This is a genomic window from Variovorax sp. V15 (assembly GCF_041154425.1).
GTDB classification, from domain to species: domain Bacteria; phylum Pseudomonadota; class Gammaproteobacteria; order Burkholderiales; family Burkholderiaceae_C; genus Variovorax; species Variovorax guangxiensis.
In genome coordinates this window covers 5,273,001-5,291,631 of record NZ_AP028659.1, presented here as the reverse complement: position 1 = coordinate 5,291,631, position 18,631 = coordinate 5,273,001, and the positions used below count along the sequence as shown (strand labels likewise).

The window sequence follows — 18,631 nt, the reverse complement described above, 5'->3', positions numbered from 1 at the left end:
CCGGGTTATCCCTAAGACTTTGGTTAGTGGAATCCACATCGGCCTGACCGGAAGCTGACTCGACAATCCCGCATCGAAATTTGTTCGAGGAGACTGTTCGTGAAGATCAAGAGTCAGAAAGACTTTTTCTCGGGTCTGATGTTCACGGTGGTGGGCGTGGCGTTCGCATGGGGCGCCACCACCTACACCGTGGGCACCGGGGCCCGGATGGGACCGGGTTACTTCCCGTTGATGCTCGGCATCCTGATGGCCCTCATCGGCCTCGGGATCATGTTCACCGGGCTCAGCGTCGAGACCACCGACGGCGAGAAGATCGGCAAGTGGGCCTGGAAGCAGGTGGTGTTCATTCTCGGCGCCAACCTCGCCTTCGGCGTGCTGCTCGGCGGCCTGCCGAGCATCGGCGTTCCGGCCATGGGCATGATCATCGCCATCTACGCGCTGGTGATCATCTCCAGCCTCGCGGGCCACGAGTTCAAGCTGCCCAGCGTGCTGATCCTGGCCACCGTGCTGGCCGTCGGCAGCTACGTTGCCTTCATCTGGGCGCTCAAGCTCCAGATCCAGGTCTGGCCGACCTTCATCACCGGTTGAGAAGAAAGCCGACCACATCATGGAATTGTTTGAACACCTCTCGATGGGTTTTGGCGTTGCCTTTACCTTCACCAACCTGCTGTACTGCCTGATCGGCTGCATCCTGGGCACGCTGATCGGCGTGCTCCCGGGCATCGGCCCGGTCGCGACCATCGCGATGCTGCTGCCGGCCACGTACGCGCTGCCGCCCGTGTCGGCGCTGATCATGCTGGCCGGCATCTACTACGGCGCCCAGTACGGCGGCTCCACCACGGCCATTCTGGTCAACCTGCCGGGCGAATCCTCGTCGGTGGTGACCGTGATCGACGGCTACCAGATGGCGCGCAAGGGCCGTGCGGGTCCGGCGCTCGCCGCCGCCGGCCTGGGTTCGTTCTTCGCTGGCTGCGTCGGTACGCTGATCCTGGCCGCCTTCGCGCCGCCGCTGACCGAGCTGGCCTTCAAGTTCGGCCCCGCCGAATACTTCTCGCTGATGATCCTGGGCCTGATCGGCGCCGTGGTGCTGGCTTCGGGCTCGCTGCTGAAGGCCATCGCGATGATCGTGCTGGGCCTGCTGATGGGCCTGGTCGGCACCGACGTGAATTCGGGCGTCGCGCGCTACAGCTTCGACATTCCGGAGCTCACCGACGGCATCGGCTTCGTGGCCATCGCCATGGGCGTGTTCGGCTACGGCGAAATCATCGCGAACCTCTCGCGCCCGGACGACGAGCGTGAAGTGTTCACCGCCAAGGTTTCGGGCCTGTTCCCGACCAAGGACGACTTCAAGCGCATGATTCCCGCGGTGCTGCGCGGCACTGCGCTGGGCTCGGCACTGGGCATCCTGCCCGGCGGCGGTGCGCTGCTGGCTGCCTTCGCTGCCTACACGATCGAGAAGAAGACCAAGCTGAAGGCGGGCGAAGTTCCCTTCGGCAAGGGCAACATCCGCGGCGTGGCTGCTCCCGAGTCGGCCAACAACGCCGGCGCGCAGACCTCCTTCATCCCGCTGCTGACGCTTGGCATTCCGCCCAACGCGGTGATGGCGCTGATGGTGGGTGCGATGACCATCCACAACATCCAGCCCGGTCCGCAGGTGATGACCAGCAACCCCGAGCTGTTCTGGGGCCTGATCGCCTCGATGTGGCTGGGCAACGCGATGCTGATCATCCTGAACCTGCCGCTGATCGGCATGTGGATCAAGCTGCTGTCGGTGCCCTACAAGTACCTGTTCCCGGCCATCGTGCTGTTCTGCGCGATCGGGGTTTACTCGACCAACAACAACACCTTCGACATCTGGATGGTGGGCATCTTCGGCCTGGTGGGCTACACCTTCTTCAAGCTGGGTTGCGAGCCTGCTCCGCTGCTGCTGGGCTTCATCCTGGGCCCGATGATGGAAGAGAACCTGCGTCGCTCGCTGCTGCTGTCGCGCGGCGACTGGAGCGTGTTCGTCACGCGCCCGATCTCGGCGAGCCTGCTGGCTGCCGCGGCCCTGCTGCTGATCATCGTGCTGCTGCCGGCCGTGAAGTCGAAGCGCGAAGAGGCCTTCGTCGAAGACTGATCCTTTACGCTCTGCACGACGGCGCCTTCGGGCGCCGTTTTTGTTTTGGGGGAGAGGATTCGGACAGCCGAACGCAGAAGTCGCGAAAGTTTCGCAGAGGTCGCAGAAGGAAGATCGAAGAAGTTTTCATGGTTTCCTCCGCGACCTTCGCGTGATTTTTGTATTTCTTCTGCGTTCGGCTGTCCGCTCCCCTTCAGAGCTTGTCCGCGCGCGGCGGCTTCATGTGCTGGCGCGCCATGGACAGGAAGGCCATCGCCGCCGGGCTCAGCGGATGCTTGGCCAGCCGGATGGCGACCACCGGGTACTCCAGCACGGGCCGCGTCACGCCCACGGCGCGCAGGTTGCCGGGCATCAGCACTTCCACATAGCGCGGCGCCAGCGCCACGCCCGCGCCGGCCTGTATGAGGCCGAAGGCGGTGGACAGCATCGAGACGTGGTGCACCACCTGCGGATACACGTTGGCCACGCTCGCCAGCTGGCGGCTCACGGCGCGCCACACGTTGGCGTCGGGGTTCACGTGAATGAAGGGCAGCCCCTCAAGCTGTCTGGCCTCGACCGATTCGTGCTGGGCCAGCGGATGGTCGTCGCGCACGAAAAGGGCCATGCGCTCGGTGAAGAGCGGCTCGGTCGCCAGCTCGGAATGCTTCTGGCCGATGTCCGAGCCGAAGCCCAGGTCGGCCTCCTGCGAGAGCACGCGCGAAATCATCTGCTCGGCCGTGCTGTCGAGCAGCGTGGCCGCGAGCGTGGGGTGCTTCTGCGAGAAGCGGCCCAGCAGCGGCGGCAGCAGGGCGCCCGCGGTCAGGTGGCCCACGGCCAGCACGATGCGGCCTTCGCGCAGCTGCGACTGGGAGCGGCAGGCGCCGACCGAATCGTCGATCAGCCGCAGCGCGCGCACGGCGGTGTCGACCATCATCTGGCCCGCGTTGGTCATGCGGATGCGGCGGCCGCGCACCACCAGCGGCTGCGCCAGTTCTTCCTCGAGCCGCTTGATCAGGTGGCTGATGGCGGGCTGGGTGAGCTGCAGGGCCTCGGCCGCCAGCGTGAAGCTGCCGGTTTCGGCCACCGCCGCCAGCGCCCGCAGCTGCTGCAGCGAGATCTCTTCGGCTGGGGCTCGTGTCATAAACGGCATTGATAGTTGAATAAGCCGAATTATCTGGCTTGATGCGCCAGCGGTGCATAGCATGCTCGGTTCCCACTGGCACAGAATTCTTTCCCGCACATGAAACGCCTCCAGTTCATCCAGGTGCTCGCCGTCGCGCTCGGCATGGCCGCCTCGTCCGCCAGCCTGGCGCAGGGCTATCCGAACAAGCCGATCCGGCTGATCGTTCCGTTCCCGGCCGCGGGCGCCACTGATCTCTTCGCCCGCACGCTGGGGCAGAAGATGGGCGACAAGCTGGGCACCACGCTGGTGGTGGACAACAAGCCCGGCGCCGGCGGCGCCATCGGCTCCGACCAGGCCGCCAAGGCCGCGCCCGACGGCTACACCATCCTGCTGGCCACCACGAGCACGCACGCCATCGGCCCCGCGATCAGCAAGCTGCCTTACGACACGGTGCGCGACTTCACGCCGATCGCGCACGTGGGCGACGCGGCCAGCATCATGCTGGTGCCGGTCAATTCGCCCGCGAAGACGGTGCGCGAGTGGATCGACTACGCGAAGAAGAACCCCGGCAAGCTCAACTACGCATCGAGCGGCAACGGCACCATCGTGCAGCTCACGGCGGAGCTCTTCAAGGCGCAGGCCGGCGTGTTCGTCACGCACATTCCCTACAAGGGCACGGCGCTGGCCATCCCTGACCTGATCAGCGGCAAGGTCGACGTGCTGTTCGACTCGCTGCCTACCGGTATGCCGCACGTGCGCGACGGCCGCCTGCGCGCGCTGGGCGTCACCTCGCTCAAGCGCAGCCCGCTGGCGCCAGAGCTGCCCCCCATCGCCGACACGCTGCCGGGCTACGAGTCGAACACCTGGTTCGGCTTCTACGGCCCTAAGAACCTGCCGGCGGACATCGTCGCGAAGATCAACAAGGCCGCCAACGACGCGCTGGCCGACCCCGAGGTCAAGGAAAAGCTCGCGCGCCTGGGCATCGAGCCCGCAGTGCCGGGCACGCCGGACCAGTTCGCGAAGATGGTCGCGACCGATGCGGCCAAATGGAAAAAGATCGTCGTAGATCGCAAGATCACCAACGAATAAGGAAGAGCACGCCGAAATGAACTTCGATTTCAGCAACCCGTACCTCTCCACGCGCATCCCGATCTTCGCGCGCAACGTGGTCTCGACCTCGCACCCGCTGGCCTCGCAGGCAGGCCTGCGCATCCTGCAGCAGGGCGGCAACGCGGTCGACGCGGCCATTGCCACCGCCGCCGTGATGACGCTGGTCGAGCCCGTGAGCAACGGCCTGGGCAGCGATGCCTTCTGCATCCTGTGGGACGGCAAGCAACTGCACGGCCTCAACGCCTCGGGTCCCGCGCCCAAGGCCTGGACGCCCGAGTACTTCAAGAACAAGTACGGCGCCGATGCCGCCACGCCGCCGATGCGCGGCATCGACTCGGTCACGGTGCCGGGCGCGGTGCGCGGCTGGGTGGCGCTGAGCGAGCGCTTCGGCAAGCTGCCCTTTGCCGACCTGCTGGCGCCGGCCATCGACATCGCCGAGCGCGGCTACCTCGTGCCGCCGGTGGTGCAGGGCAAGTGGGCCGCGGCCACGCCGATCCTGCAGTCGCAGCCGGGCTTCGCCCAGACCTTCCTGCCCTGGGGCCGCGCGCCCGAAGTGGGCGAGATGTTCCGCTTCACGGCCGCCGCACGTGCACTGAAGGCCATCGCCCGCACCAAGGGCGAGGCCTACTACAACGGCGAGATCGCCGAGGCGCTGGCCAGGTTCTCCGCCGAGCAGGGCGGCGCGCTCACCGTGGCCGACCTCGCGGCCTACCAGCCCGAGTGGGTCAAGCCCATCTCGCGCGACTACCGCGGCCACACGCTGCACGAGATCCCGCCGAACGGCCAGGGCATCGCGGCGCTGATCGCGCTGGGCATCCTGGAGAAGTTCGACATCGCCTCGCTGCCGGTCGACTCGGTGCAGTCGCAGCACCTGCAGATCGAGGCCATGAAGCTGGCCTTCGCCGACGTGTACCGCTACGTCTCGGAGCGCAGGACCATGGAGGTGACCACCGAGCAGATGCTCGACGACGCCTACCTGGCCTCGCGCGCCCGCCTCATCGACCCGAAGAAGGCACAGGACTTCAAGGCCGGCAACCCCGTGAAGGGCGGCACCATCTACCTCACGGCCGCCGACGAGAGCGGCATGATGGTCAGCTTCATCCAGAGCAACTACATGGGCTTCGGCTCGGGCTGCGTGGAGCCCGAATACGGCATCAGCCTGCAGAACCGCGGCCACGGCTTCAGCCTCAAGGCCGAGAGCCCGAACGTGGTGGCGCCGGGCAAGCGGCCGTTCCACACCATCATCCCGGCCTTCCTCACCAAGGACGGCCAGCCGGTCATGAGCTTCGGCGTGATGGGCGGCAACATGCAGCCGCAGGGCCACATGCAGACGCTGGTGCGCATGCTCGACTACAAGCAGAACCCGCAGGCCGCCTGCGACGCGCCGCGCTGGCGCTTCAACGCGGGGCTGGAGATCAACGTCGAGGCCGCGATGAACCCGGCCACGGTGCAGGGCCTGCGCGAGCTGGGCCATCACCTGGAAGTGATCGAAGACTCGTACCAGGACTTCGGCGCCGGCCAGTTCATCTGGCGCGCGGGCGAACCCTCGGTGGAAGGCTACGTGGCCGCCAGCGACCCGCGCCGCGACGGCGTGGCGGCGGGGTACTGAGCGCAAGCCAGGGGTTTGCGCTTGCCGCGATGATCGGGGGATGAACAAGACAGCCGCGTCGGCAGGCATCTCCCCCGCACCTCCCCGCGATGCCGCCAGGAAAGGCATCGCCACCGGCCTGGTGCTGGCCACGCTGGGCGCCATCGCGTTCAGCGGCAAGGCCATCATCGTCAAGCTCGCGTACCGCTACGGCGTGGACGCGGTCACGCTCATCATGCTGCGCATGCTGTTCGCGCTACCGCTCTTCGCGCTGATGGCTTGGTGGGCGGGGCGCGGCAAGCCAGCGCTCACGGGGCGCGACTGGATCGGCGTGATCGGCCTGGGCTTCTCGGGCTACTACCTCGCGAGCTTCCTCGACTTTGCCGGGCTGGCCTACATCTCGGCCAGCTTCGAGCGGCTGATCCTCTACCTCAACCCCACGCTGGTGCTGTTCTTCGGCTGGCTGCTCTATCGTCGCCACCCGACGCGCCCCCAGGTGCTGGGCATGGTCGTGAGCTATGCCGGCGTGCTGCTGGTGTTCGGCCACGAACTCTGGACCGGTGGCGGCGGCAAGGGCGGCGGCGCGGCGGCCTGGGGCGCCTTCCTGGTGTTCCTGAGCGCGGTGAGCTACGCGGGCTACCTCGTCTACAGCGGCGAGTTCGTCAAGCGACTGGGTTCGCTCAGGCTCGTGGGCCTGGCCACCACGGTGGCCTGCGTGCTGTGCATATTGCAATTCGTGCTGACGCGGCCGATGAGCGCGGCGATGGCGGTGGCGCCCGAGGTGATCTGGCTCTCGGTACTCAACGCCACGCTGTGCACGGCGGTGCCGGTGCTGATGGTGATGATGGCCATCGAGCGCATCGGCCCCGCGATGGCGGCCCAGACCGGCATGATCGGGCCGCTGTCGACCATCCTCATGGGGGTGGTCATACTCGGCGAGCCGTTCACGCCGTGGATCGCGGCGGGCACCGTGCTCGTGATCGCGGGCATTTTCGTTTTCACGCGCAAGGGGCGCTGAAGCCCCGGGCGCTTCTGCTTCTGTTTCACTGGAGAAAGAACATGGATCTGGGTATTGCAGGCAAGACCGCGCTGGTGTGCGGCGCGAGCAAGGGGTTGGGCTACGGCTGCGCCGAGGCGCTGGTGCGCGAGGGCGTGAACGTGGTGATCGTGGCGCGCGGCGCCGAGGCGCTGGGAGCCGCCGCGAAGAAGCTGGCCGAGGCGGCTGGTGCCTCGGGTCCCTTCGTCAAACACGTGGCCGCCGACATCACCACCGAGGCCGGCCGCGCCGCGGTGTTCGCGCTGGGCCATGACTTCGACATCGTCGTCACCAACGCCGGCGGCCCCCCGCCCGGCGACTTCCGCAACTGGGACCGCGAGGCCTGGATCAAGGCGGTCGACGCCAACATGCTCACGCCCATCGAGCTCATCAAGGCCACGGTGGACGGCATGGCGAAGCGCGGCTACGGCCGCATCGTGAACATCACGTCGAGCTCGGTGAAGTCGCCCATCGACATCCTGGGCCTGTCGAACGGCGCGCGCAGCGGCCTCACCGGCTTCGTGGCCGGCGTGGCGCGCACGGCGGTGGCGGCGCAGGGCGTGACCATCAACAACCTGCTGCCGGGTTCCTTCGACACCGACCGCCTCAAGGGCACGATGGCCGGCGCCGCGCAGAAGTCGGGCCAGGACTTCGACACCGTGTGGGAAGCCCGAAAGAAGAACATCCCGGCCAAGCGCTTCGGCACGCCCGCCGAGTTCGGTGCCATCTGCGCGTTCCTGTGCAGCATGCAGGCCGGCTACATGACCGGCCAGAACATCCTGGCCGACGGCGGCGCCTACCCCGGCACCTACTGAGCGCGGTTCACGAGAGCGGCGGGAGGCGCATCGTGAGCAGGGAGTCATTCGAAGAAATAACGCTGGTCTCGGTCACCGGCCTGCCCGACGCGCGCGGCGCGGCGCTGGCGCTGCGGCACAGCCAGGCGCAGATGCCCGGCGCCCGCGCGCTGCTGTGCAGCCCGAAGGCGCCCGACGACCTGCCGCCCGGCATCGAGCATCTGCCGATCGAACCGCTGAACTACCACGAGTACAGCTGGTTCATGATGTTCGCGCTCTGGCGCGTGGTGCAGACCGAGTTCGCGCTCGTGGTGCAGGAAGACGGCTGGGTCGTCAACGCCGCCAACTGGAGCGACGAGTTCCTGGACTGCGACTACATCGGCGCGCCCATCCACCTCGCGAAGATCGACGCCCCCCAAGGCCCCTACTGGCGCAACCGTTTCGAGTGGGCCGACGAGCTCGGCAAGCCCGGCCACGTCGTCACGCCGATACAGAACGGCGGCTTCAGCCTGCGCAGCCGGCGCTTCATGCGCGCGCTGGTGGACCATCCGCACATCCGCGTGGAGATCCCGCCGCCCGACGTGGTCGGCGGCGAGCCGCTGGGGATGCACTGGAACCACAACGCGCTGCTGGAGGACGTGCAACTCAGCGGCGTGCTGCGTCCCGCGCTCGAAGCCGCAGGCATGCGCTTCGCGCCGCTGGAACTGGCGCGCGGCTTCGCCATCGAGCACGCGGGGCCGCAGCTGCACCATGGCTACAACGCGATGCTGCTCTTCGGGCATCACGCGAAAGTGCGGCAGCTCGCGAGCCTGTCGCCGCTCACGCTGCGCTCGCTGATTCCGCTGTCGCAGCTCGACGGCTGGTATGGCGAGCGCGACATCCTTCAGATGTTCGAGCGCAACGGCTACCGCATCGAGTTCGCGCAGGAGCCCGAGGCGACGGTGGCAGCAGTGCCCGCTCGCAGGGTCTACGACTGCATCACCTACAACGGCGAGGCCGACATCCTCGCGGCGCGGCTGCACGAGCTGTCGGAGGTGGTCGATTGCTTCGTGATCGTCGAGGCCGACCGCACCTTCAGCGGCGAGCCGAAGGCCCTGCGCTTCGACGCCGCCGACCCGCGCATCGCGGCCTTGCTGCCGCGCATCCGCTACATCGCGGTGCACGACATGCCGGTGGTCGACGAGGCAGCCGATGCCGCGGCGGTGGTGGGCGACTGGCATTCCGACACGCCGAAGTCCGGCTTCTGGATACGCGAGAAATTCCAGCGCAATCAGGTCATGCGAGGCCTGCACGATGCGGCGGCGCACGACCTCGTGATGGTTTCTGACGCGGACGAGATCCCGCGCGCCGAGATCGTCCGCGCGATGCGCGACGACCGGCGGCACGATGTGTTCGGCCTGTGCCTGGCCTTCTACTATTTCTACGCGAACTACCGCAACGTCGAGGGGCCCGAGGCGTCTTCGGTGTGGACGGTGGCGGCCACGCGCGCAACGCTGGACAGGCTCACGCCCGACCAGCTTCGCATGCGCGTGCGCAGCGGCGCGCAGCCGGCGCTGATCCTGGCGGATGCCGGCTGGCACTTCTCGTACCTTGCGATGAGCGAGGACGCGGTGCGCGCCAAGATCCGGGGCTTCGCGCACCAGGAATACAACTCCCAGGCCTTTCTCGACGCCATCGACATTCCCGCGCTGCTGGCCTCGGGGCGCGATCTCTACGACCGCCCGGGCTATGCCTGGCGCGTGGTGGACAAGGCCCAGGCGCCGCGCTGGATGCGCGAGCAGGCCGACCTGGCGCGGCTCTTCGCCTGAGGGCTGCGCTCAGCGCCGCGACGCGACCACGATCCCGCCCACGATCAGCAGGAACGCCGCGCCGTGATACCAGTGCGGCGGCTCCCGCAGGAAGGCCGCCGACAGCACCGCCGCGAACAGCGGCGTGAGGTTCATGAAGATGCTCGCCGCCTGCGGCCCCGCGCGCTGCACGCCGGTGCCCCAGCAGCGGTACGCCACCACGGCCGGGCCGACGCCGATGAACAGCATCGCCGCGACCAGCGGCCAGCCGAGCTCGATGTGCGCGGGCGTCAGCGTCCATTCGCCGGCGGCCAGCGCGCCCGACCACGCGAGGCCGAACACCAGCTGCGCCATCAGGAACGCGGCCCAGTCCTTGCGCACGGCCGCGGGCTCGTGCGTGCGCGCCAGCAGCCAGCTGTAGAAGGCCCACGAGATGGTGCCCAGGATCATGTACAGATCGCCCGGCACCAGCCGCAGCCCGAGCAGTTGTTGCCATTCGCCGCGGCTGAGCACCAGCAGCACGCCCGCCATCGACAACAGGGCGCCGCCGATCTCGCGGCCGCTGATGCGCGCGCGGAAGAAGAGGGCGCCCACCGCCAGCATCCACAGCGGCAGGCTCGAGCCGACCAGAGTCACGTTGATGGGCGTGGAGGTCTGCAGCGCCAGGTACTGGAAGGCGTTGTACAGGCCGATGCCAAGCAGCCCGAGCACGGCGTAGCGCTTCCAGTGCGCCCACAGCGGGCTGTCGCGGCGCAGCACCTGCGCGGCCAGCGGCAGCAGGAGCACGAAGGCGATGACCCAGCGCACGAAGTTCAGCGTGAGCGGCGAGACCAGCTCCCGCACCAGCCGGCCGACCACGGCATTGCCGGCCCAGAGCAGCGGAGGAACGACGAGAAGGAAGACGGTGAGGGGAGCGAGGCGCTGCGGCTGTGTCTGCATGGCCGCCGACTCTACCGGGCAATGATTCCCCGCGCCGTCGCCGGAAGCTCAAACATGGCAGGATGCCTTCCCCTTCTCTTTCCCCTTCTTTCCTTTCCAGAGCGTGGAGACCGCAACGATGAAGAGCAAAGCCGTCCGTATCGACCGCCATGGCGGTCCCGAAGAACTCAAGATCGTCGAGGTGGATGTCGGCGAGCCCGGCCCGGGCGAGATCCGCATCCGCCACAAGGCCGTGGGCCTGAACTTCATCGACACCTACCAGCGCAGCGGGCTCTACCCCTTCCAGATGCCGCTGCAGCTCGGCATGGAGGCCTCGGGTGTGGTCGAGGCGGTGGGCGAGGGCGTCACGCACCTGAAGGCGGGCGACCGCGCCGCCTATGCCAGCCAGCCGCCCGGCGCCTACAGCGAGCTGCGCGTGATGCCGGCGAAGAACGTCTGCAAGCTGCCCGACGACATTTCCTTCGAGACCGGCGCGGCCATGATGCTCAAGGGCCTGACCACGCAGTACCTGCTGAAGAAGACGCTGCCGGCCGAAGGCCTGCAGGCCGGCGACTTCATCGTGTTCCACGCGGCTGCGGGCGGGGTCGGGCTGATCGCCTGCCAGTGGGCCAAGGCGCTGGGCCTGCAGCTGATCGGCACGGCCGGCAGCGACGCCAAGTGCAAGCTCGCGCTGGAGCACGGCGCGGCCCACGCCATCAACTACAGCACCGAGAACTTCGCGGCGCGCGTGAAGGAGATCACCGGCGGCAAGGGCGTGAAGGTGGTGTACGACTCGGTGGGCAAGGACACCTTCGAGGGTTCCATCGACTGCCTGCGCCCGTTCGGCCTGCTGGCCATCTTCGGTAACGGCTCGGGCCCGGTGCCGCCGGTCAATCTCGGCGTGCTGGCCTCCAAGGGCTCGCTCTACATCACCCGGCCCACGCTCTTCACCCACATGGCTACGCGCGAGAGCACGCAGGCGATGGCCGACGACCTGTTCGCGGTGGTGCGCAGCGGTGCGGTGAAGATTCCGATCGACCAGCGCTACCCGCTGGCCGACGTGCAGCAGGCGCACCGCGACCTGGAAGCGCGCAAGACCACGGGCTGCACGATCCTCACGCTCTGACTCCGGGGCAGCAGGGCGCGCCGGTCTTGTCCTACCGGCGCAGGGGTGTCATGCCTTCGACTTGTGCCACGAGCAATTTGTAGCCTGTGGATACAGCACAGAGGCAAGCACTCCCAATGACCACCGTTCGCACCTTCATCGTCGAGGACAACCCCACCATCCGCCGCAACCTCGCGGGCACGCTGCGGGAGGTGGCGAGGGTCGAGCCGGTGGGCGAGGCGGAAACCGAGGCCGAGGGTTCGCGATGGCTCTCGGGCAACCTTTCGCAATGGGACCTGGCCATCGTCGACCTGTTCCTGAAGGACGGTACCGGCTTTCGCGTGCTGGAAGCCTGCCGCAACCGCAGCCCCGCGCAGAAGATCGTGGTGCTCAGCAACTACGCTACGCCCGACATGCGGCGCAAGTGCGTCCACCTGGGCGCCGACGCGGTGTTCGACAAGGCCACCGAGATCGACGACCTGATCGACTACTGCCAGCGCCGCCGTCAGGCGCAGTTCAGTTCGAGCGCGGCACACTGAAGTGCCGTGGTGGGGCATTCCCGGGCTTCCCGGCAGCGATGCCGGAACTGACCGAAAATCACCCCTTGAAGGTGCGAGGAGCACGCGCCGGGCTCCGCAAAGTGGCGACCAGATTCATGCGCGGAAATCACAAATTCCCCTGCTGAGTCGGCCTGCGCGCCTGCAACGCGCGGCGTTCGTCCAGGTTGCAACATGTCCCGCCCCCGTTTTCTTCCCGACAACTTCACCCTCGCGCTTCTCTCGGTCGTGACCCTCGCCAGCCTGCTGCCGGCCAGCGGGCAGCTCGCGCACTTCTTCGAGGGGCTGACCACCGTGGCCATCGGCCTGCTGTTCTTCCTGCACGGGGCCAAGCTGTCGCGCGAGGCGATCGTCAACGGGCTCATGCACTGGCGGCTGCACCTGCTGGTGTTCGGCAGCACCTTCGTGCTGTTCCCGGTGCTCGGGCTGGTGCTCAAGCCCTTCCTGCTGCCGCTGGTGACGCCGGAGCTCTACACCGGCGTGCTGTACCTGTGCGTGCTGCCGGCCACCGTGCAGTCGGCCATAGCCTTCACCGCGATGGCCCGGGGCAACATGCCCGCGGCCATCTGCAGCGCATCGGCCTCCACCCTGCTGGGCGTTTTCATCACGCCGGTGCTGGTCAACCTGGTGGTGGTCCCCAGCGGCGGCCATGCGGCTTCTTCCTCGCTGGATTCCATCGGCCGCATCCTGCTGCAACTGATGGTGCCCTTCGCGGCGGGCCACCTGCTGCGCCCGCTGATCGGCAAGTGGATCCAGCGCCGCGCTGCGGTGCTGAAGTTCGTCGACCAGGGCTCGATCCTGCTGGTGGTCTACACCGCCTTCAGCGCGGCCGTCATCGAGGGGCTGTGGAAGCAGGTGCCGGCGCATGCGCTGGTCGGCCTGCTGGTGGTGTGCGCGGTGGTGCTGGGCCTGGCGCTGAGCCTCACGACCCTGCTGGCGCGCAAGCTGGGCTTCGACACGGAAGACGAGATCACCATCGTCTTCTGCGGCTCCAAGAAGAGCCTGGCCAGCGGCATCCCGATGGCGAAGGTGCTCTTCGCCTCGCACGCGGTGGGCGCGATCGTGCTGCCGCTGATGCTGTTCCACCAGATGCAGCTGATGGTCTGCGCGGTGCTGGCGCAGCGCTATGCGCGGCGCGGGCGTGACGAGACCGCGGTGCTGAAGACGGCCGAGCAGGCCAAGTAAGAAAGCAGCCGGGAGTCGGGAGGGCGCTCAGCCCTCGATCTTCCCCAGCCGCGATTCCCTCAGCCGGCTGGGTGCCAGCGCCCCGGCCGACTCCAGGATCGGATACGCGATCGAGCAGATGTGCGAGTTGATGCGCTTCAGGTCGCTGATCAGGTCGATGTGCAGCGAGCTGGTCTCGATGCTCAGCGTGGTGCGGTCCGACAGCCGGTCGAGGTGCGTGGTGGCGTAGGCCCGTTCCAGGTCGCGAAAGCGCGCCTTTTCTTCCAGCAGCTTCTGCGCGTCGCGCACGTTGCCGTTGAGGAACACGCTCATGCTCAGCCGCAGGTTGGCCACCAGCCGCCCGTGCAGCTCCACGATCTCGGCCATGCCGGCCTCGGAGAAGTTGCGCTGCGGTTTGATCTTCTTGTCTTCCACGTCGATGATCACGCGCTCGATGATGTCGCCGATCTGCTCCATGTTGATCGTGAAGCTGATGATGTCGGTCCAGCGGCGGCTTTCCTCCTCGCCCAGCGCCTCGCGCGAGATGCGTGTCATGTAGTACTTGATCGCCGAGTAGAGCTGGTCCACCGTATCGTCGAGCTGGCGCAGTTCCTGCGCCAGCCGCAGGTCGTTGTGGCGGATCACGTCCAGGATGCCGATCAGCATGGTCTCCACCACGTCGGCCTGGTGCAGTGCCTCGCGCGCGGCGTTCGAAATGGCGAGCGAGGGCGTCGACAGCGCCGAGGGGTCCAGGTGATGTGGCCGCGTGGAGCCCGCCGGTTGCTGCGGCTGGGGCAGCATGTGCGTCACCAGTCTTGCGACCAGCTGGGTGAGGCCGATGAAGCCCACGCTGATCACGATGTTGAATGCCAGGTGGAACAGCACTACGCCGTGCGTCTGGTTCGGCAACTCGGGCTGCACGTAGCGGATCCACAGGCCGACGAAGGGCGCCACGATGGCCACGCCCAGCGCTTTGAAGAGCAGGTTGCCGATGGTCACCTGCCGCACCGATACCGCCGACTTGGCCGTGGTCAGCACCGCCAGCAGGCCGCTGCCCAGGTTGGCGCCGAGCACCAGCCCGAGCGCCACGTCCAGCGGCACCACGTTCGAGGTGGCCATGGCCGCTACCAGCAGCACCACCGCCAGGCTCGAATAGGCCACGATGGCCAGCACCGAGCCGATGGTGATCTCCAGCAGCACGTCGCTGTTGATCGACGCGAGCAACGCGCGGATGGCCGGCGAGGAGAAGAGCGGTTCGGTGGCTTCCACCACCAGTTGCAGCGCCAGCAGCATCAGGCCCAGCCCGATCAGCACCCGGCCGACGCGCCCCGCCACGGTGGCCGAGCGCGTGATGAAAAGCACCACCCCCACGAAGATGAACATCGGCGAGAGCCACGAAAGGTCTGCCGAGAACAGCACCGAGATCAGCGCCGTGCCCACGTCTGCGCCCCGCATCACCGCCAGCGCGGCCGGCAGCGTGACCAGGCCCTGTCCGACGAAGGACGAGGTCATGAGCGAGGTGGCGGTGCTCGACTGCACCAGCGCCGTCACGCCAATGCCCGAGAGGGCGGCCGTGAAGCGGTTGCGCATGCTCTGCACGAGGATCTTGCGCAGGTTGGCGCCGAACACGCGAAGAACACCGGTTCGGACCAGGTGCGTGCCCCAGACCAGCAGGGCCACCGCCGCCAGCAGATTCAGGAGGTGCTTCATGGAGGTCGGGTTCTATCCTTTCTTTTCGTTTTGGTTCGTTTCGACCCCATTTTCCACAAGTGAGCGCTCAGGGCTAGTCGATGAGTGCTCCGTTGTCGTGGAACGGGTAGGGCCCCTCGAAACTTCCGGAGGCGGCCAGATGGGTAACGAGTCTGCGCCCGCGCGCGGACCAGGCGTGCACCCGGAACGAGGGCGGCTCCAGCGTCCAGGCCGAGTCGGCGTCGGGCGCCAGGTCGAGGCAGACCTGATGGGCCTGTGCCGGAGAGGTCGAGGCGATGGTGCCGCCGAAACGCACGTCGATGGCCCGGTGCAGGTGGCCACAGATGATGCGCTCGACGTTCGGATAGCGCGAGACCAGGGTTTCGAGCGCTTCGGCGCCTTCCAGCAGGCCGATCTCGTCCATGTGGCCGATCAGCGTCTCGAAGGGCGGATGGTGCATGGCGATGACGACCGGCTCGCCGCGGCAGGCGTCGAGCTGCGCCTCCAGCCAGGCCAGGCGTTTCTCGCACAGCGCGCCGTGGCTGGCGTGGGGCACGCAGGTGTCGAGCGTGAGCAGCCGCAGCGCGCCGATGCGCACCGAATACTGGATGAAGCCGCCGTCTTCCGCGCCCAGGTAGGTGTGGCCAGGAAAGCTGCGGCGCAGCTGGTCGCGGTCGTCGTGGTTGCCGGGCATCAGGTAGACCGGCATGGCCAGCGGAGCCAGCAGGCGGGCGAGGTGCTCGTACTCGGCGGCGCGGCCGAAGTCGGTGAGGTCGCCGGTGACGACCACCGCGTCGGGCTGCTGGCGCAGCGCGAGCACCGACTGCACCGCGCGCTCCAGATACGGGGCCGTGTCGATGCGGCCGTAGGCCAGCCGGCCCGGCTCGCGGATGTGCAGGTCGGTGAGCTGGACCAGGATGGTGTTGTTGCGGGTTTCTGCTGTCGTCATGCGCTGGCTTCCTGCGACGTCATCAGGCGTTCCGGCTGGATGCGAAGCCCCACCGTGTCGCCTGGTCCGAAAGGATTGTCGCGCCCCACGTCGGCCACCAGCACGGGCTGGTCCTGCGCGCGCAGATGGAGCTGCACGCGGTCGCCGAGGAAGGTGCGGCGCTCGACAACGGCGGCGCCCCAGTCCAGCTGGGGCATGCCGACCTCGATGTCCTCGGGCCGCACCAGCAGGGTCGCATGGCTGCGCCACGCCTGCGGGCAGGGCAGGGTCGTTCCTCCGAGTCGGACAACGCCCTGCGCGATGGCGTCCTGCCCGCGCTCCAGCCGGTTGACCCGGCCCAGGAACTCGGCCACGAAGGGATGCGAGGGCGCGCGGTACAGGTCTTCTCCACGGCCCACCTGCACGATGCGGCCGGCGCGCATCACCGCGAGCCGGTCGGCGATGGCGAGCGCCTCCTGCTGGTCGTGCGTGACGTGGATGGCCGTGATGTGCAGGCGGCGCAGCAGCTCGGCGAGTTCGTCGCGCAGCGATTCCTTGAGCTTGGCGTCGAGCGCGGCCAGCGGTTCGTCGAGCAGCAGCACGCGTGGGCGCACCGCCACGGCGCGCGCCAGGGCCACGCGCTGGCGCTGGCCGCCGGAGAGCTCGGCGGGGCGCTTGTTCTCCAGGCCGCCCAGGCGCACCAGGTCGACCAGCTCGCCGACGCTGCGCTTCTCTTCATCGGGCGACACGCCCCGGATGCGCAGGCCGTAGCCGATGTTGGCCGCCACGGTCATCTGCGGAAAGAGCGCATAGCTCTGGAACACCATGCCCACGCCGCGATGCTCCACGGGGCGCTGCGTCACGTCCTGGTCGCCGAACACGATGCGGCTGCCCGCGTCGGGCGATTCCAGCCCGGCGATCAGCCGCAGCAGCGTGGTCTTGCCGCAGCCCGAGGGGCCGAGCAGCGCCAGCACCTCGCCGGCCTCCACGCGCAGGCTGGTGGGCTGCAGGCCGCGCGTGCCGTCGGCATAGGTCTTCGCGCAGTTGGCGATGTCGATGGGGATTCGTTCAAGTTCCATGGCGCTTCTGAATCAGGTTGGCAAGGTACTGCAGGCCCCACAGCACCGGGAGGATGACGGCGAAGAAGACCAGCGTGTAGGCCGATCCGATCTCGATGCGCATCGAGGCGTAACTGTCGGCCAGGCCCACGGGCAGCGTGCGGGTGAGCGGCGTGTGCAGCATCCAGGTGAGGTTGAATTCGCCCACCGAGAGCGTGAACACCATCAGGCTGCCGGCCACGATGGCCGGGAACACGGCGGGCACCAGGATGCCCATGAAGCGCTGGCGGAAGTTCGCGCCCAGCGAGCGCGCGGCTTCTTCGAGCGCGAGCAGCTCGTCGCGCTGGAAGGCCGAGCTCACGGTGCGCACCATGAAGGGCAGCGTGAAGACGATGTGGCCCACGAGGATGAAGGCGAAGCTCTGGCGGAAGGCCGTGAGCTGGCCGTAAGCGAGGATCAGCGCGAGCGCCGTGGCCAGCCCCGGCACCGCGACCGGCAGCGTCAGCAGTTCCTCGAAGATGCGCGCCGCGCGCGAGCGGCTGCGCGCCAGCGCGTAGGCGCAGGGCACGCCCAGCAGCACCGTGCCGGCGACGCAGGCAGCGGCCAGCGCGAGCGACCACCCCACGGTGCCGCCGTAGTTCTCCCATACCTCGGACAGCCAGCGCAGCGTGAGGCCGCTCTTGAGGCCAGCGCTGTAGTTGTTGACCAGCCCGGCCATCACCGACAGCAGCATCGGCGCGATCATGAAGAGGCTCACGATCAGCGTCACCGCGAACAGGAACGGAGCCTTCGGTTGAGTGTTCTTGCGCATGGTGCGGGCCTCAGCGTGCGACGGGGTTCGCACCGAAGCGGCGCGCCACGAACAGCACCAGCCAGGTCACGACGCCCAGCGCGATCGACAGCGACGCGGCCAGCGCGAAGTTGGCGTAGTTGGTGAACTCGTTGTAGATGGTGATCGGGATCACCTCGAACTTGCTCGCCAGCGTGAAAGCGGTGCCGAAGGCGCCCATCGAGGTGGCGAACAGGATCGCGCCACAGGCCAGCGTGGTGGGCGCCAGCTCGGGCATCCACACGTCGCGTGCCACGCGCAGCCGCGAGGCGCCCAGCGAACGCGCGGCCTCTTCCAGCTGCGTGTTCATCGATTCGGCCGCCGCCGCGTAGGTGGCGATGGCGCGCGGCAGCGAGAAATACAGGTACGCCAGGAACAGCCCGAGCAGGCCGTAGGCGAAGGTGATGCGCTCGCCGAAGAGGCTGTCGCTGATGCTGGCGACCACGCCCTGTCGCCCGCCGAGCAGGATCACGAAGAAACCGATGATCACGCCCGGGAACGACAGCGGCAGCGTGAGCAGCGACAGCAGCACGCGCTTGCCCACGAAGGCGCGGCGCGCGAGGTAGATGCCCACGGCCGCGCCCAGCACCAGCGTGGCCAGCGTCACGGCGACCGAGAGCACGACGGTGTTGACCATGCTCGCGAGGTAGCGCGCGTCGGTCAGCACCGCGAAGTAGGTGGCCCAGCCCTTGCCGGCGGGCAATGCCATCAGGCGCACCACCGGCAGCAGCCAGAAGGCCGCGAAGAAGGCGGCCGCGGGCGCGACGCAGGCCAGCAGGCGCCAGCGCGGGTTCCAGGCGCTGGATGCGTTGGAGAGAGTGGCTTGCGTCATCGCACGCGGCGTCCG

At 67.9% G+C, this 18,631-nt stretch carries 17 protein-coding genes; 10 read left to right on the top strand and 7 right to left on the bottom strand.

Annotated elements, in window-relative coordinates; translation table 11 throughout:
• Positions 1-99: 99 nt before the first annotated feature.
• Positions 100-588 (top strand): tripartite tricarboxylate transporter TctB family protein, encoded by a 489-nt coding sequence (locus ACAM57_RS25270; protein WP_019654302.1) that lies wholly within the window; start codon positions 100-102, stop codon positions 586-588.
• 19 nt (positions 589-607) lie between these two features.
• Entirely contained in the window at positions 608-2,119 is a 1,512-nt protein-coding gene (locus tag ACAM57_RS25265; RefSeq protein WP_126023100.1) for a tripartite tricarboxylate transporter permease, read from the top strand.
• Positions 2,120-2,312: 193 nt separating this feature from the next.
• Here the strand turns inward: ACAM57_RS25265 and ACAM57_RS25260 are convergent, their stop codons facing one another.
• Positions 2,313-3,239: a LysR family transcriptional regulator gene (locus ACAM57_RS25260; RefSeq protein ID WP_369659372.1), complete on the bottom strand. Its 927-nt coding sequence runs from the start codon at positions 3,237-3,239 to the stop codon at positions 2,313-2,315.
• A gap of 99 nt (positions 3,240-3,338) precedes the next feature.
• Here ACAM57_RS25260 and ACAM57_RS25255 point away from each other — a divergent pair, with 99 nt between their 5' ends.
• From ACAM57_RS25255 to ACAM57_RS25235, 5 genes are read left to right on the top strand one after another with little or no spacing between them, the layout of a single operon-like run.
• Entirely contained in the window at positions 3,339-4,310 is a 972-nt protein-coding gene (locus ACAM57_RS25255; RefSeq protein ID WP_184635268.1) for a tripartite tricarboxylate transporter substrate binding protein, read from the top strand.
• A gap of 16 nt (positions 4,311-4,326) precedes the next feature.
• A complete protein-coding gene (locus ACAM57_RS25250) occupies positions 4,327-5,940 on the top strand; it encodes a gamma-glutamyltransferase family protein (protein ID WP_369659371.1) in 1,614 nt (537 codons plus the stop codon).
• Between the two features lie 40 nt (positions 5,941-5,980).
• Positions 5,981-6,937: a DMT family transporter gene (locus ACAM57_RS25245; protein WP_369659370.1), complete on the top strand. Its 957-nt coding sequence runs from the start codon at positions 5,981-5,983 to the stop codon at positions 6,935-6,937.
• 41 nt (positions 6,938-6,978) lie between these two features.
• The gene (locus ACAM57_RS25240; protein WP_369659369.1) at positions 6,979-7,770 is read left to right on the top strand and encodes an SDR family oxidoreductase; all 792 of its coding nucleotides are present in this window, start codon (positions 6,979-6,981) and stop codon (positions 7,768-7,770) included.
• A gap of 32 nt (positions 7,771-7,802) precedes the next feature.
• Positions 7,803-9,557 (top strand): DUF5672 family protein, encoded by a 1,755-nt coding sequence (locus tag ACAM57_RS25235; RefSeq protein WP_369659368.1) that lies wholly within the window; start codon positions 7,803-7,805, stop codon positions 9,555-9,557.
• A gap of 9 nt (positions 9,558-9,566) precedes the next feature.
• Here ACAM57_RS25235 and ACAM57_RS25230 read toward each other — a convergent pair whose 3' ends face one another.
• On the bottom strand, positions 9,567-10,475 hold the full coding sequence (locus tag ACAM57_RS25230; protein WP_369659367.1) for a DMT family transporter: 909 nt from the start codon (positions 10,473-10,475) through the stop codon (positions 9,567-9,569).
• Between the two features lie 118 nt (positions 10,476-10,593).
• Between ACAM57_RS25230 and ACAM57_RS25225 the strand changes: the two genes are divergently transcribed.
• The 3 genes from ACAM57_RS25225 (at position 10,594) to ACAM57_RS25215 (ending at position 13,301) form a co-directional block, all read left to right on the top strand.
• Positions 10,594-11,580: a quinone oxidoreductase gene (locus tag ACAM57_RS25225; RefSeq protein ID WP_126023107.1), complete on the top strand. Its 987-nt coding sequence runs from the start codon at positions 10,594-10,596 to the stop codon at positions 11,578-11,580.
• 116 nt (positions 11,581-11,696) lie between these two features.
• A complete protein-coding gene (locus ACAM57_RS25220) occupies positions 11,697-12,098 on the top strand; it encodes a response regulator (protein WP_126023108.1) in 402 nt (133 codons plus the stop codon).
• 192 nt (positions 12,099-12,290) lie between these two features.
• Complete coding sequence (locus ACAM57_RS25215) at positions 12,291-13,301, top strand: bile acid:sodium symporter family protein (RefSeq protein WP_184635278.1); 1,011 nt, start codon at positions 12,291-12,293, stop codon at positions 13,299-13,301.
• A gap of 27 nt (positions 13,302-13,328) precedes the next feature.
• Here the strand turns inward: ACAM57_RS25215 and ACAM57_RS25210 are convergent, their stop codons facing one another.
• The 5 genes from ACAM57_RS25210 to ACAM57_RS25190 all read right to left on the bottom strand — a co-directional run bounded on the left by ACAM57_RS25210 (position 13,329) and on the right by ACAM57_RS25190 (position 18,616).
• Complete coding sequence (locus tag ACAM57_RS25210) at positions 13,329-14,990, bottom strand: Na/Pi cotransporter family protein (protein ID WP_184635280.1); 1,662 nt, start codon at positions 14,988-14,990, stop codon at positions 13,329-13,331.
• 73 nt (positions 14,991-15,063) lie between these two features.
• Positions 15,064-15,918: a phosphodiesterase gene (locus ACAM57_RS25205; RefSeq protein ID WP_369659366.1), complete on the bottom strand. Its 855-nt coding sequence runs from the start codon at positions 15,916-15,918 to the stop codon at positions 15,064-15,066.
• Positions 15,915-16,976: an ABC transporter ATP-binding protein gene (locus ACAM57_RS25200; protein ID WP_369659365.1), complete on the bottom strand. Its 1,062-nt coding sequence runs from the start codon at positions 16,974-16,976 to the stop codon at positions 15,915-15,917. The genes ACAM57_RS25205 and ACAM57_RS25200 overlap by 4 nt, the downstream gene beginning before the upstream one ends.
• Positions 16,966-17,766, bottom strand: coding sequence for an ABC transporter permease (locus ACAM57_RS25195; protein ID WP_369659364.1), 801 nt, complete (start codon positions 17,764-17,766; stop codon positions 16,966-16,968). The genes ACAM57_RS25200 and ACAM57_RS25195 overlap by 11 nt, the downstream gene beginning before the upstream one ends.
• 10 nt (positions 17,767-17,776) lie before the next feature.
• Positions 17,777-18,616, bottom strand: coding sequence for an iron ABC transporter permease (locus ACAM57_RS25190; protein WP_126023114.1), 840 nt, complete (start codon positions 18,614-18,616; stop codon positions 17,777-17,779).
• Positions 18,617-18,631 lie beyond the last annotated feature (15 nt).